This is a genomic window from Citrobacter sp. FDAARGOS_156 (genome assembly GCF_001559235.2).
In the GTDB taxonomy this organism is placed as follows: Bacteria; Pseudomonadota; Gammaproteobacteria; order Enterobacterales; family Enterobacteriaceae; genus Citrobacter; species Citrobacter youngae.
Map to the genome: position 1 here is coordinate 4,124,898 of NZ_CP014030.2, position 12,958 is coordinate 4,137,855.

The following is a 12,958-nucleotide window of genomic DNA, read 5'->3' on the forward strand; positions in this document are numbered from 1 at the left end:
GGCCATGACGCGGATGTTTAACTATGCGCATTCCCCGCATTTATCACCCTGAGCCAATCACCTCCGGTAGCCAAATTTCATTGTGTGAGGATGCCGCCAACCATATCGGCCGCGTACTACGTATGGGGCCAGGCCAGGCGCTGCAGCTATTTGACGGCAGCAATCAGGTATTCGACGCCGAAATTACTCACGCCAGTAAGAAAAGCGTGGAGGTGAAGGTGCTTAACGCCGAGCTCGACGATCGTGAATCACCGTTGCATATCCATCTTGGCCAGGTAATGTCGCGCGGTGAAAAAATGGAATTTACTATCCAGAAATCGATTGAACTGGGTGTAAGCCTCATTACGCCACTTTTTTCTGAGCGCTGCGGCGTTAAACTGGACAGTGAACGCCTGAACAAGAAGCTCCAGCAGTGGCAGAAAATCGCCATTGCCGCCTGCGAACAATGCGGTCGTAACCGGGTGCCTGAAATTCGCCCGGCAATGGATCTGGAAGCATGGTGCGCAGAACAGGACGAAGGTCTGAAACTCAATCTGCATCCTCGCGCCAGCGCCAGCATCAACACGCTGCCGCTCCCGGTGGAGCGCATCCGCTTGCTGATTGGCCCGGAAGGTGGGCTATCGGCAGATGAAATTGCCATGACCGCACGGTATCAGTTTACTGATATTCTGTTAGGACCTCGCGTTCTGCGTACTGAGACAACTGCGCTCACCGCCATTACCGCGCTACAGGTGCGTTTTGGCGATCTGGGCTAACGGAGAAAAACAATGATCAAGCTCGGCATCGTGATGGATCCCATCGCAAGCATCAACATCAAGAAAGATTCCAGCTTCGCTATGCTGCTGGAAGCGCAACGCCGCGGTTACGAAATTCATTATATGGAGATGGCCGATCTTTATCTGATCAACGGTGAAGCCCGCGCCCATACGCGTACCCTGAGCGTAGAGCAGAACTACGACAAATGGTATGAGTTCAAGAGCGAGCAGGATCTCCCGCTGGCAGACCTGGACGTTATTCTGATGCGTAAGGATCCGCCGTTTGATACCGAGTTCATTTATGCAACCTATATTCTGGAACGTGCAGAAGAAAAAGGGACGCTGATCGTCAACAAACCGCAGAGCCTGCGCGACTGCAACGAGAAGTTGTTCACCGCATGGTTTGCCGATCTGACGCCGGAAACGCTGGTCACGCGTAACAAAGCGCAGTTGAAAGCCTTCTGGCAAAAACACAGCGACATCATTCTCAAACCGCTGGACGGCATGGGCGGAGCCTCTATTTTCCGCGTGAAGGAAGGCGATCCGAACCTTGGCGTTATTGCGGAAACGCTGACAGAGCACGGTACCCGCTACTGCATGGCGCAGAACTATCTGCCTGCAATTAAAGATGGCGATAAACGCGTGCTGGTGGTTGATGGCGAACCCGTTCCGTACTGCCTGGCGCGTATTCCGCAGGGCGGTGAAACCCGTGGCAACCTGGCCGCAGGTGGCCGTGGCGAGCCGCGTCCATTAACCGACAGTGACTGGGAAATTGCCCGTCGCATTGGGCCGACGCTGAAAGCGAAAGGTTTGATTTTTGTTGGTCTGGACATCATTGGCGATCGTCTGACGGAAATTAACGTCACCAGCCCAACCTGTATTCGTGAAATTGAAGCGGAGTTCCCGGTCTCTATTACCGGTATGCTAATGGACGCCATTGAAGCGCGCCTGCAAAAATAAAAGAACTCGCCGGTAGAAGGGACCCTACCAATACTAATAGTGACAGCGCTCCTGTTTGTACGCATACTGGGCGCTGTTGCTTTTTTGAACCAGGAAACAGAACCTCTGACAATGAATTTACAGCATCACTTTCTAATTGCCATGCCTGCTCTCCAGGATCCAATTTTCCGCCGTTCCGTGGTGTATATCTGCGAACACAATGAGAACGGAGCAATGGGGATTATCGTCAATAAGCCTCTGGAAAACTTACAAATTGAAGGGATTCTGGAAAAGCTGAAGATCACGCCTGAAGGACGCGATCCGTCCATCCGTCTGGATAAAGCAGTGATGCTCGGCGGCCCGTTGGCGGAAGACCGCGGATTTATTCTGCATACTCCGCCCGCCCGTTTTGCATCCAGTATCTTAATTTCTGATAACACTATCATCACGACCTCCCGCGATGTATTAGAAACGTTGGGCACGCAGGAGCAACCGTCCGAGGTGCTGGTGGCATTGGGCTATTCATCATGGGAAAAAGGCCAGCTGGAACAAGAGCTACTGGATAACGCCTGGCTCACGGCCCCCGCAGACCTCAACATCTTATTCAAAACGCCGATTGCCGACCGCTGGCGCGACGCTGCCAAACTTATCGGAATAGATATTCAGACCATGCCCGGCGTGGCGGGACACGCATGATGAGCGGAACATTACTCTCTTTTGATTTTGGTACGAAAAGTATCGGCGTCGCCGTGGGTCAGCGCATTACCGGTACGGCCAGGCCATTGCCCGCCATCAAAGCGCAGGACGGTACGCCGGACTGGAATTCGATTGAACGCCTGCTAAAAGAGTGGCAACCAGATGAGATCATCGTCGGCCTGCCGCTCAACATGGACGGTACCGAACAACCCCTTACCGCGCGCGCGCGTAAATTCGCCAACCGCATTCATGGTCGCTTTGGCGTAACCGTAACGCTGCACGATGAACGTTTGAGCACCGTCGAAGCCCGCTCAGGCCTGTTTGAGCAAGGCGGTTACCGGGCGTTGAATAAAGGCAAAGTGGACTCCGCTTCTGCCGTTATTATCCTCGAAAGCTATTTCGAGCAGGGCTATTAAAGCCGCCCCTGCGCCTGTCGCTGCTGCAAACTTTGTGCAAACGTCTGCATACCTGTCTGCTGCCCGGTTTGTATCACGCCGGGTAGCTGATGCGTTTTCCCTTCGCGGATCAAATTGCCCACGGCGGGCGTGTTAACGAGCAGCTCGAATAGCGCCACGCGTCCCCCCTGCTTATCCTCCTCCAGTTTTTGCGAAAGAACCGCCCGCAGGCTGTCTGCCAGTTGATTACGCACCGGATCTTTCTCTGATGCAGCAAAGGAATCCACCAGCCGCGCAATGGCTTGTGCAGCCCCACGCGTGTGTAGCGTTGCCAGCACCAGATGTCCGGTCTCCGCCGCCGTTAATGCCAGCCGAATGGTTTCCACGTCGCGCAGCTCGCCCAGCAAAATAACGTCGGGATCTTCGCGTAACGCACCGCGCAAACCGGCGGCGAAAGAGACGCAGTGTACGCCCACCTCCCGCTGTTGAATGAGACAACGCTGGCTGGCGTAGCGGTATTCAATAGGATCTTCCAGCGTCAGAATGTGTCCCTCAATATGCTGATTAAGATACTCCACCATCGCCGCCAGGGTCGTAGATTTACCGCTGCCGGTGGCGCCTGTCACCAGAATTAACCCATTTTCACTGCGCAACAGTTCAGGTATGGCCTCGGGAGTCTGGAGATCGTCTAAATGAGGACAATCCAGCGGTAGCAGTCTTAGCGCCAGTGACGTTCCTTGCTGATGGGCAAATGCGCTGGCGCGCAGCCGCCGGGAGTCCGTCAGGGTAACGGCAAAATCAACCTGCCCTTGCTCCCGCCACTGTACCTGTTGTTGCTCACTGAGCCAGCACATCAGCAGATTCTCTACGTCAGGCGCGGTAAACGGCGCATTTTCGATTTTTCCATGTCTGCGCCAACGCGCGGGCCATGCATTGCACAGGTGTAGATCCGACACGTTATGCTTTACACTAAGGGCCACTATTTCTTCCATATTCATATGAACATCCTCGGAAAATGAACGATATCGCGCATAACCTGGCACATGTCCGGGACAAAATCTCAGCCGCCGCGACGCGTTGCGGGCGGTCTTCAGAAGAAGTTATGTTGCTTGCAGTCAGCAAAATCAAACCTGCGAGCGCCATCGAAGAAGCCATTACCGCAGGATTATTTTCAATTGGTGAAAACAATAACTAATGGCGAGTAGCCACGCTCTTGATTTTCCATACACCATTTTCTTCTACCATGCAGTCAATGACTTTTTGAGATGACTCACCTGTTCCAAATGTCAAATAGACATTGGTACAAATAGGATCAGTTATAGTCAGATCAATACTAATATGCTTACTCCAGTCTTCATCTGCAAAATCCTGAACCTTTAGAAAATAATCCTCTTCAAGCTCATTATTCATATAAGCTTGTTTTAATTTATTCAATGTATCAATACTAACGAAAGGCTCTAATGCCGTCGGGTTATCTGCAACTGGGATGACATTATGAGCAATCTGCTTTATATACCAGGTATTGAATTTTAATGCTTGCGTATCAGCAGGAACTATTTCTGCCATAGCAAATGATGAGAATAGAAAAGTAAATAATATTAATCGCTTCATCAGTTGTGCCTATATAATTTATACGAAGGCTGACTTTTACGATAACCGGGGCCGGGGTACACGCCATGTTCCTGCTTGAAATCTGACCACCAGTAATGCCCATCAAAAATCGCCATATGACCTGCTGCATTTCCTCCAGTATATGGTTGGATTATAGCAACATCACCTTTTACAGGATTCCCATATACTTCACGAAAACCAGCTAATACTAAATATTTCCCCATATTTTTAGCATTATCATGGTGCAATGATACGCCGCCATGTTCGATAGCTGCTGTTACTGCCCTGGCACAATAACCCGTAGCGTGTGGATGAGCATTATGTCTAACAAAATTTATAGCGGCTTCTTTATTCCACATTTACAACACCTCATTTATAAACGAAGAATATGAAATATCACAAAGCGAACCATTAGCATGAACATTAAATGCTTCTAACTCCATTTATTGACATCATCACCATGTCCCAAAATTATATTTGCAATATGTATTATCGTTTAGTTATAAAATAAGAAAAAATATTCACCCCACCAATTATGTAATACCTTAATTTTATTAGAGATATAATTTCACACCTGTTTTTATTACTTTAAACCTTTAAATTAAAGCAAGCCTGAGCTAAATAAAAACGAATTAAAAATTCTATTTATTAAATCTGTTTACATCCTCCTACAGACTCACATTTTGTACTCAGCACATCCACAGTCCCACCAGGCGCGGTAAACGGTGCGCTTTCGACTTTTCCATGTCTGCGCCAACGCGCAGGCCATGCATTGCACAGGTGTAGATCCGACACGTTATGCTTTACACTAAGGGCCACTATTTCTTCCATATTCATATGAACATCCTCGGAAAATGAACGATATCGCGTATAACCTGGCACATGTCCGGGACAAAATCTCAGCCGCCGCGACGCGTTGCGGGCGGTCTTCAGAAGAAGTTACGTTGCTTGCAGTCAGCAAAACCAAACCTGCGAGCGCCATCGAAGAAGCCATTACCGCAGGGCAGCGAGCCTTCGGTGAAAACTATGTCCAGGAAGGGGTGGATAAAATCCGCTACTTTCAGGAAAAAAGCGTCAACGATCTGCAGTGGCACTTTATCGGCCCGCTGCAGTCCAACAAAAGTCGTCTGGTCGCAGAACATTTTGACTGGTGCCATACGATTGATCGTCTGCGCATCGCTGCCCGTCTGAGCGAACAGCGCCCGGCAGACCTGCCGCCGCTGAATGTGTTGATCCAGATAAATATCAGCGATGAGAACAGTAAGTCAGGGATTCCGCTGGCAGAGCTTGATGCCCTGGCCGCTGAAGTCGCTGCGCTGCCGCGCATTACCCTGCGTGGCTTGATGGCGATTCCCGCGCCTGAGTCAGATTATGTAAGGCAGTTTGAAGTTGCACAGCAAATGGCTGTAGCATTTGCCGGGTTGAAAACACGCTACCCAAATATCGATACGCTCTCGCTGGGGATGTCTGATGATATGGATGCCGCTATCGCGGCGGGTAGCACGATGGTGCGCATCGGCACTGCCATTTTTGGTGCTCGTGATTACACTAAAAAATAAGGAAAATTAAGGAACACCATGAATACGTTGACCTTCCTGCTCTCAACGGTAATTGAGCTGTATACCATGGCGCTGCTATTGCGTGTGTGGATGCAGTGGTCTCGCTGCGATTTTTACAACCCGTTCTCACAGTTTATTGTGAAAATCACCCAACCTATTATTGGGCCGTTACGCCGCATTATCCCCCCGATGGGACCGATCGACAGCGCATCAGCATTAGTCGCGCTCGTTCTCAGCTTTATCAAAGCCATCGTGCTGTTTAAGGTGGTGACGTTCCAGCCGATCATCTGGATCGCCGCCGTGCTGATTGTCCTGAAAACCATCGGACTGCTGATTTTCTGGGTACTGCTGGTGATGGCAATTATGAGCTGGGTCAGCCAGGGCCGCAGCCCGGTGGAGTACGTGCTGATCCAACTGGCGGATCCGCTGCTGCGTCCTATTCGTCGTATTCTTCCGGGAATGGGAGGGATAGATTTCTCGCCGATGATCCTGGTTCTGCTGCTCTATGTCATTAACATGGGGATCGCGGAAGTGTTACAGGCGACAGGCAACATGCTGCTGCCGGGGCTGTGGATGGCACTATGAGTGCCGTAACCCCCTGCGATGACGGTCTGGTTTTACGGCTCTACATTCAGCCAAAAGCCAGCCGTGACAGTATTGTGGGTTTACATGGCGACGAGCTAAAAGTCGCCATTACCGCCCCGCCGGTTGATGGACAAGCCAACAGCCATCTGGTGAAGTTTCTCGGCAAACAGTTCCGCGTAGCGAAAAGCCAGGTCGTTATTGAGAAGGGCGAGCTTGGCCGCCATAAACAGGTTAAAATTATTCATCCGCAACAGATCCCGCCCGAAATTGCGGCACTAACTGATTAGGTATCCCATGCAAAAAGTTGTCCTCGCGACCGGCAATGCCGGTAAAGTGCGTGAACTCGCCTCTCTTCTGAGTGATTTCGGTCTTGATGTTGTTGCCCAAACGGATCTGGGTGTTGATTCTGCAGAAGAGACCGGACTGACGTTTATTGAGAACGCCATTCTGAAGGCGCGTCATGCCGCGCAAATTACGGGTTTGCCAGCCATTGCTGATGACTCCGGCCTGGCAGTAAATGCCCTTGGCGGCGCGCCGGGTATCTATTCAGCCCGCTATTCCGGCGAAGATGCGACCGATCAGCAGAACCTGGAAAAACTGCTGCACACCCTGCGGGATATCCCGGATGACCAGCGTCAGGCGCAATTCCACTGCGTGCTGGTGTATATGCGCCATGCGGACGATCCCACGCCTTTAGTGTGCCACGGAAGCTGGCCGGGCGTGATTACCCGTGAACCGGCCGGAAACGGTGGTTTTGGTTACGACCCAATCTTTTTTGTGCCGTCCGAAGGAAAAACAGCTGCTGAGCTGACCCGCGAAGAAAAAAGTGCGATTTCTCACCGCGGACAGGCACTGAAGCTGCTGCTGGATGCCCTGCGTAATGGTTAACCTTCCGCCGCTAAGTCTTTATATTCACATCCCCTGGTGCGTGCAGAAATGCCCGTACTGCGACTTTAACTCGCATGCGCTCAAGGGCGAGGTTCCTCATGACGACTATGTTCAGCACCTGCTGAGCGATCTTGATTCTGAGGTTGCACACGCTCAGGGACGTGAAGTAAAGACGATTTTTATCGGTGGTGGTACGCCGAGCCTGCTTTCTGGCCCGGCAATGCAAACGCTGCTCGACGGCGTGCGCGCACGGCTGAATCTGGCCGCAGATGCAGAAATCACGATGGAGGCGAATCCCGGGACGGTGGAAGCCGATCGCTTTGTTGATTATCAACGCGCTGGCGTCAACCGTATCTCGATTGGCGTACAGAGCTTTAGCTCCGCCAAGCTCGAACGTCTGGGACGTATTCATGGGCCGGAGGAAGCCAAACGCGCAGCGCACCTGGCGAGCGGTCTGGGGCTACGCAGTTTTAACCTCGACCTGATGCATGGTTTACCGGATCAGACGCTGGAAGAGGCGCTGGGTGATTTGCAGCAGGCCATCGCGCTCAATCCGCCGCATCTTTCCTGGTATCAGTTGACCATCGAACCCAACACACTGTTCGGGTCCCGACCACCGGTATTACCGGACGACGACGCGCTGTGGGATATTTTTGAGCAAGGCCACCAGTTGCTGACCGCCGCCGGGTATCAACAGTACGAAACCTCAGCCTATGCGAAGCCAGGCTATCAGTGTCAGCACAACCTTAATTACTGGCGTTTTGGCGACTATCTCGGTATTGGCTGCGGCGCGCATGGCAAAATTACGTTCCCGGACGGGCGCATTCTGCGTACCACCAAAACGCGGCATCCGCGTGGCTACATGCAAGGGCGTTATCTCGAAAGCCGGCGTGATGTCGCCGAAGCCGATAAGCCGTTCGAGTTCTTTATGAACCGTTTCCGGTTGCTTGAGGCCGCGCCTCGCGCGGAGTTCAGACAATATACCGGGCTTACCGAGGACGTTATTCGTCGACAGATCGATGAGGCTATTTCCCAGGGCTACCTGAGTGAATGCGATGAATACTGGCAGATTACCCAACACGGTAAGCTGTTTTTGAATTCGCTGCTGGAGCTGTTTCTGGCGGAGTAATACGGTAACGATCCAGGCCGGATAAGGCCTTGAGCCGCATCCGGCAAATTGCCTGATGGTGCTGCGCTTATCAGGCCTACAGGGTTAGGTCGATAAGCGCAACCACCTTCATCGATTAATACTGATTAAACATTTCCTGAATCTGCTTAGGATCTTTGGTTTCGGTCAGCGCCAGCTGCAACAGAACACGCGCTTTTTGCGGGTTCAGCGAACCAGACGCGACAAAGCCATATTTCGCATCATCAACTTCAGCATCCTGGGTAGTAGCACCAGTCGGTACACGGGATGAACGTACGACAATGGTTCCTTTATGCGCGGCAGTTGCCAGCGTATCGAAAATGGTTTTATACAGGTTACCGTTACCTACACCCGCACTAACGATCCCTGCGTAACCCGCATCTACCAGCGCTTTTGCCGGCAGATCGGAGGCGTTAGCATAGTTGTAAACAATCCCAACTTTCGGCAGTTCGGTCAGCTTAGAAACATCGAACGGCGTGGATGTAGTGTGCTTACGCGCAGGCGTACGCTGGTAGTCGATTTTACCGTTATGAATGTAACCCAACGGGCCATAGTTAACGGATTTGAAGGTAGCAACGTCAGTGGTATTGGTTTTGGTCACGTCGCGACCATCCATAACGGTGTCGTTCATCACCACCAGCACACCGCGGTTGGCAGAGGCTTTATCTGCGGCGGTTACCACGGCATTATACAGGTTGAACGGGCCATCAGCGCTCATACCGGTAGACGGACGCATCGCGCCTACCAGCACCACCGGCTTGTTGCATTTGACGGTCAGGTCGAGGAAATAGGCGGTTTCTTCCATGGTATCCGTACCATGCGTTACCACGAAGCCGTCGGTTTTATCACACTCGGTATTAATCTTTTTCGCCAGCGTTAACCAGACGTCGTCATTCATATCCTGGGAGCCGATATTCACCACCTGCTCACCTTTAACCACGGCGATATCTTTCAACTGAGGTACGGCCTCAACCAGATTTTCTACGCCAACCTTGCCTGCCGTGTAGTTAGATTTTGTCGCGGAATCACCGCCACCAGCAATCGTCCCGCCGGTCGCTAAAATGGTGATATTTGGCAGTGCAAGCGCCGCGCCGCTGAAACCCATAACCAGTGCGGCAAGTGCCGTTCTCTTGAAAAACTCCATGTTATTTCTCCAGTTACTTGAATTTGCAGCATTATGTCTATCTCACAGATGAATAATGTGACGAGATCCAATTAACCAGATTTATATCTCCATCAAATTGTTATTCTTAGAGATGGATATCAAAAAAACAGAAAAGTACAAAATAAAACGGCGCAGAATGTTTCTGCGCCGTTAAACAGAGGTGAAGATTATTTCAGAGTGCTAACCAGCGTTTTACGATCGTTTTCCAGCGTCACTACGCGGGCACAAACATCTTTGCCAAACTGCTGGAAGTCTTGTTCCTGATTCTTCCATTCGTTCTGAATTGAGGTTTGCAAGCCACCGAGACTCCCGAGCACGCCCTGCAACGGATTACCACCGCCTTTGAGTACGGCTTTGGCACCCATTTCGTTGATGCTGTCCTGCAAAATACCGCCCATCGCCTGATTAACCAGCTGTTGTCCGTCCGCGCGGACTTGATCAATCGCCTTATAATGGAAGGTCAGGCCATCAGTTCGATGCTCGATGATGCGGTTCATCTGCTCTTTCAATTGCGCATCCAGCTTGGTTAAGCGGTCACGCATGTTGCTGCTTTCACCGACCTCTTTGGCGATGATTTTATCCAGCGCCACGCGACCTTTCTCTACGCGCGCTCTGGCACCTTCGTCAATCCACGGCAGGCTGCTACGCAACGCCGCCTGATAATCTTTGGCTTGCTCACGCTGTGCGGCGTTCAGGTTGTACTGTTTACCGTTAAAGGTGACATCGCCGGCCTGGGTAATAATCAGGTCGCCGTTCTCGCCCTTCACCTGCACCGTTTGTGGGCTCAAAATCACATCGTCACGCGGGGTGACGCTGCACTGGTAATCTGCATGTGCGGCCATCGCCGTGAACGTTAGGACTGCCGCCAGCAGCGTTTTGCGCATCATATCTTTCCCTCAAGACAAATCGGGCCGGCATTTGCCGACCCTGTGCTACTTAGTCCCACCAAATATCGAAAAGTTCGCTGGTACGCACTTCTTCGAGTTTGTGCTCTTCCAGCCACTTACGTACGATTGCCTGGTGTTCTTCGGTGCATTTGCCGATTTCCTGCAGACAGATCAGACCTTCCCAGGCCAGATAGCCGCTGCCGTCAAAAGCCAGCTTGTTCGGTTCGATAACTTCATTGATAAAGTCATCAACGATTTGATCAACCTGCTCTCCAGATGTACCTTCCGGGAAACGCCATGCAACCGAAAATCCTACTTCCTGGAATTCTTCGATGTGCATCTTTTTACGCAGACGACGGCTACGGTTCTTTGCCATTATTTCACCCTCTCGAACATTAAGTCCCATACGCCGTGGCCAAGACGATGACCACGTTGTTCAAATTTGGTTACCGGGCGCGATTGTGGGCGCGGTACATAATCGTTACTCTCGGACTGGTTTTTATACCCGTCAATGGAGGACATCACTTCCAGCATATGTTCCGCATAAGCTTCCCAGTCGGTTGCCATGTGGAATACGCCGCCCAGCTTCAGCTTGCTTAAGATATGCTCAGCAAACGGTACCTGAACGATACGGCGTTTATTATGACGTGCTTTATGCCACGGGTCAGGGAAAAAGAGCTGAACCATAGATAAAGAATTGTCAGGAATCATTTTATGCAGGACTTCAACGGCATCATGGCACATGACGCGCAGGTTCTCGACACCCTCTTCATGGGCTGAAGCCAGACACGCACCAACGCCCGGTGAGTGAACCTCAATACCGAGGAAATTTTGCTCCGGACGCGCTTTCGCCATTGCGACCAGCGAAGCTCCCATACCAAAACCGATCTCAAGGGTGACTGGCGCATCACGACCAAACAGTTCTGCGAAATTTACAGGCTCTTCGCTGAACTCAACGCCCATCACCGGCCAGTAGTTTTCCAGCGCGTGTTCCTGCCCTTTCGTCAGTCGCCCCTGGCGACGAACAAAACTACGAATCCGGCGCAGAGGGCGGCCGTTTTCATCAAATTCCGGTGAAATGACGTCGTTCTTCATAAAAGTTTAGTCTGCTGTGTTTGAGTTCTGAAAACGGGCATTATCCAAAGTTAGTTGCCGGATGCAAGTAAAGGAAGAAAGTGAGCAGCGGAAAGTTCCGGTTTACACCCCGTTGCCGCTGTGCTGCAATCTTGCCCCCGGCAATAATGAAACGGTAATCATGCAAGCGTCTCAATTCTCGGCTCAGGTTTTGAGCTGGTACGACAAATACGGGCGGAAAACGCTGCCCTGGCAAATTGACAAGACGCCTTACAAAGTATGGCTCTCTGAGGTGATGCTGCAACAAACTCAGGTTGCGACCGTTATCCCTTATTTTGAGCGCTTTATGGCGCGCTTCCCAACGGTAAGCGATTTAGCCCATGCGCCGCTGGATGAAGTCTTGCATTTATGGACCGGCCTTGGCTATTACGCCCGAGCGCGTAATCTGCATAAAGCCGCGCAGCAGGTTGTGACGATGCATGGCGGTATATTTCCGCAAACCTTTGATGAGGTGGCTGCTCTGCCAGGCGTCGGTCGCTCAACCGCAGGCGCGATTCTTTCCCTCTCTCTGGGTCAGCATTTTCCGATTCTCGACGGTAACGTCAAACGCGTGCTGGCTCGCTGTTATGCTGTAAACGGCTGGCCGGGTAAAAAAGAGGTCGAAAAGAAGCTGTGGGACCTGAGCGAGCAGGTTACGCCTGCCCATGGCGTTGAGCGTTTTAATCAGGCGATGATGGATTTAGGCGCCATGGTCTGTACGCGCTCAAAACCTAAATGTTCGCTGTGTCCGTTGGATAATGGCTGTGTGGCCAGCGCCAATGCAAGCTGGGCGCTGTACCCGGGTAAAAAACCCAAGCAAACGCTGCCGGAACGGACGGGCTATTTTTTACTGATGCAGCATGATGACGAAGTGTTGCTCGCGCAGCGACCACCCAGCGGCTTATGGGGGGGGTTATACTGTTTTCCGCAGTTTGACGATGAAAACGGACTGCGCAACTGGCTGGCGCAACGGCAAATTAACGCAGATAATCTGACCCAACTTAATGCGTTTCGCCATACCTTTAGCCATTTCCACTTAGACATTGTGCCTATGTGGCTTCCTGTGTCTTCATTCGGCTCATGCATGGATGAAGGCAACGCGCTCTGGTATAACTTAGCGCAACCGCCGTCGGTCGGACTGGCGGCTCCCGTGGAGCGTTTGTTACAGCAATTACGTGCCGGTACACACGTTTAACGTACCGGACGATAGAGAGGATT

At 51.6% G+C, this 12,958-nt stretch carries 17 protein-coding genes and 2 pseudogenes; 11 read left to right on the forward strand and 8 right to left on the reverse strand.

Annotation, left to right across the window (positions count from 1 at the left end; all coding sequences use genetic code 11):
- The first annotated feature begins 23 nt into the window (after window positions 1-23).
- The 4 genes from rsmE to ruvX all read left to right on the forward strand — a co-directional run bounded on the left by rsmE (window position 24) and on the right by ruvX (window position 2,806).
- Window positions 24-755, forward strand: a complete 732-nt coding sequence (gene rsmE, locus AL515_RS20265; protein ID WP_061068545.1) for a 16S rRNA (uracil(1498)-N(3))-methyltransferase — start codon at window positions 24-26, stop codon at window positions 753-755.
- 12 nt (window positions 756-767) lie between these two features.
- Complete coding sequence (gene gshB / locus AL515_RS20270) at window positions 768-1,715, forward strand: glutathione synthase (RefSeq protein WP_003027083.1); 948 nt, start codon at window positions 768-770, stop codon at window positions 1,713-1,715.
- 111 nt (window positions 1,716-1,826) lie between these two features.
- Window positions 1,827-2,390, forward strand: a complete 564-nt coding sequence (locus AL515_RS20275) for a YqgE/AlgH family protein (RefSeq protein ID WP_048213499.1) — start codon at window positions 1,827-1,829, stop codon at window positions 2,388-2,390.
- On the forward strand, window positions 2,390-2,806 hold the full coding sequence (gene ruvX / locus AL515_RS20280) for a Holliday junction resolvase RuvX (RefSeq protein WP_061068855.1): 417 nt from the start codon (window positions 2,390-2,392) through the stop codon (window positions 2,804-2,806). The genes AL515_RS20275 and ruvX overlap by 1 nt, the downstream gene beginning before the upstream one ends.
- On the opposite strand, the gene AL515_RS20285 is transcribed toward ruvX, so the two are convergent.
- Window positions 2,803-3,783, reverse strand: a complete 981-nt coding sequence (locus AL515_RS20285; protein WP_061068546.1) for a type IV pilus twitching motility protein PilT — start codon at window positions 3,781-3,783, stop codon at window positions 2,803-2,805. The two genes, ruvX and AL515_RS20285, sit on opposite strands and share 4 nt — an antisense overlap.
- A gap of 17 nt (window positions 3,784-3,800) precedes the next feature.
- Between AL515_RS20285 and AL515_RS20290 the strand changes: the two are divergent.
- Window positions 3,801-3,971, forward strand: a pseudogene (locus AL515_RS20290) (YggS family pyridoxal phosphate enzyme); the annotation flags it as partial.
- A gap of 5 nt (window positions 3,972-3,976) precedes the next feature.
- On the opposite strand, the gene AL515_RS20295 reads toward AL515_RS20290, so the two are convergent.
- The 3 genes and pseudogenes from AL515_RS20295 to AL515_RS20305 form a co-directional block, all read right to left on the reverse strand.
- On the reverse strand, window positions 3,977-4,396 hold the full coding sequence (locus tag AL515_RS20295; protein ID WP_048213194.1) for a DUF3828 domain-containing protein: 420 nt from the start codon (window positions 4,394-4,396) through the stop codon (window positions 3,977-3,979).
- A complete protein-coding gene (locus AL515_RS20300) occupies window positions 4,396-4,755 on the reverse strand; it encodes a hypothetical protein (RefSeq protein ID WP_061068548.1) in 360 nt (119 codons plus the stop codon). The genes AL515_RS20295 and AL515_RS20300 overlap by 1 nt, the downstream gene beginning before the upstream one ends.
- Before the next feature lie 352 nt (window positions 4,756-5,107).
- A pseudogene (locus tag AL515_RS20305) lies at window positions 5,108-5,233 on the reverse strand (type IV pili twitching motility protein PilT); the annotation flags it as partial.
- 17 nt (window positions 5,234-5,250) lie between these two features.
- On the opposite strand from AL515_RS20305, the gene AL515_RS20310 reads away from it, so the two are divergent.
- The 5 genes from AL515_RS20310 to hemW are packed head-to-tail and all read left to right on the forward strand — an operon-like array spanning window position 5,251 to window position 8,557.
- On the forward strand, window positions 5,251-5,955 hold the full coding sequence (locus AL515_RS20310; protein WP_061068549.1) for a YggS family pyridoxal phosphate-dependent enzyme: 705 nt from the start codon (window positions 5,251-5,253) through the stop codon (window positions 5,953-5,955).
- 18 nt (window positions 5,956-5,973) lie between these two features.
- Complete coding sequence (locus AL515_RS20315; RefSeq protein ID WP_003825417.1) at window positions 5,974-6,540, forward strand: YggT family protein; 567 nt, start codon at window positions 5,974-5,976, stop codon at window positions 6,538-6,540.
- Window positions 6,537-6,827 (forward strand): DUF167 family protein YggU, encoded by a 291-nt coding sequence (gene yggU, locus AL515_RS20320; RefSeq protein ID WP_005123286.1) that lies wholly within the window; start codon window positions 6,537-6,539, stop codon window positions 6,825-6,827. The genes AL515_RS20315 and yggU overlap by 4 nt, the downstream gene beginning before the upstream one ends.
- Window positions 6,828-6,834: 7 nt before the next feature.
- Window positions 6,835-7,428: an XTP/dITP diphosphatase gene (locus AL515_RS20325; RefSeq protein WP_061068550.1), complete on the forward strand. Its 594-nt coding sequence runs from the start codon at window positions 6,835-6,837 to the stop codon at window positions 7,426-7,428.
- Window positions 7,421-8,557 carry a radical SAM family heme chaperone HemW gene (hemW, locus tag AL515_RS20330; RefSeq protein ID WP_061068551.1) on the forward strand — a complete coding sequence of 379 codons (1,137 nt, stop codon included), beginning with the start codon at window positions 7,421-7,423 and terminating at the stop codon, window positions 8,555-8,557. Before AL515_RS20325 ends, hemW begins: the two co-directional genes overlap by 8 nt.
- A 115-nt stretch (window positions 8,558-8,672) precedes the next feature.
- Here hemW and ansB read toward each other — a convergent pair whose 3' ends face one another.
- The 4 genes from ansB to trmB all read right to left on the reverse strand — a co-directional run bounded on the left by ansB (window position 8,673) and on the right by trmB (window position 11,722).
- A complete protein-coding gene (ansB, locus tag AL515_RS20335) occupies window positions 8,673-9,719 on the reverse strand; it encodes an L-asparaginase 2 (RefSeq protein WP_061068552.1) in 1,047 nt (348 codons plus the stop codon).
- 188 nt (window positions 9,720-9,907) lie between these two features.
- A complete protein-coding gene (locus tag AL515_RS20340; protein ID WP_061068553.1) occupies window positions 9,908-10,627 on the reverse strand; it encodes a DUF2884 domain-containing protein in 720 nt (239 codons plus the stop codon).
- A gap of 49 nt (window positions 10,628-10,676) precedes the next feature.
- Window positions 10,677-11,003 carry a YggL family protein gene (locus AL515_RS20345; RefSeq protein WP_003027115.1) on the reverse strand — a complete coding sequence of 109 codons (327 nt, stop codon included), beginning with the start codon at window positions 11,001-11,003 and terminating at the stop codon, window positions 10,677-10,679.
- The gene (gene trmB / locus AL515_RS20350) at window positions 11,003-11,722 is read right to left on the reverse strand and encodes a tRNA (guanosine(46)-N7)-methyltransferase TrmB (RefSeq protein ID WP_003027117.1); all 720 of its coding nucleotides are present in this window, start codon (window positions 11,720-11,722) and stop codon (window positions 11,003-11,005) included. Before trmB ends, AL515_RS20345 begins: the two co-directional genes overlap by 1 nt.
- A gap of 160 nt (window positions 11,723-11,882) precedes the next feature.
- Between trmB and mutY the strand changes: the two genes are divergently transcribed.
- On the forward strand, window positions 11,883-12,935 hold the full coding sequence (gene mutY / locus AL515_RS20355; protein WP_105242217.1) for an A/G-specific adenine glycosylase: 1,053 nt from the start codon (window positions 11,883-11,885) through the stop codon (window positions 12,933-12,935).
- The last annotated feature ends 23 nt before the right edge of the window (window positions 12,936-12,958 follow it).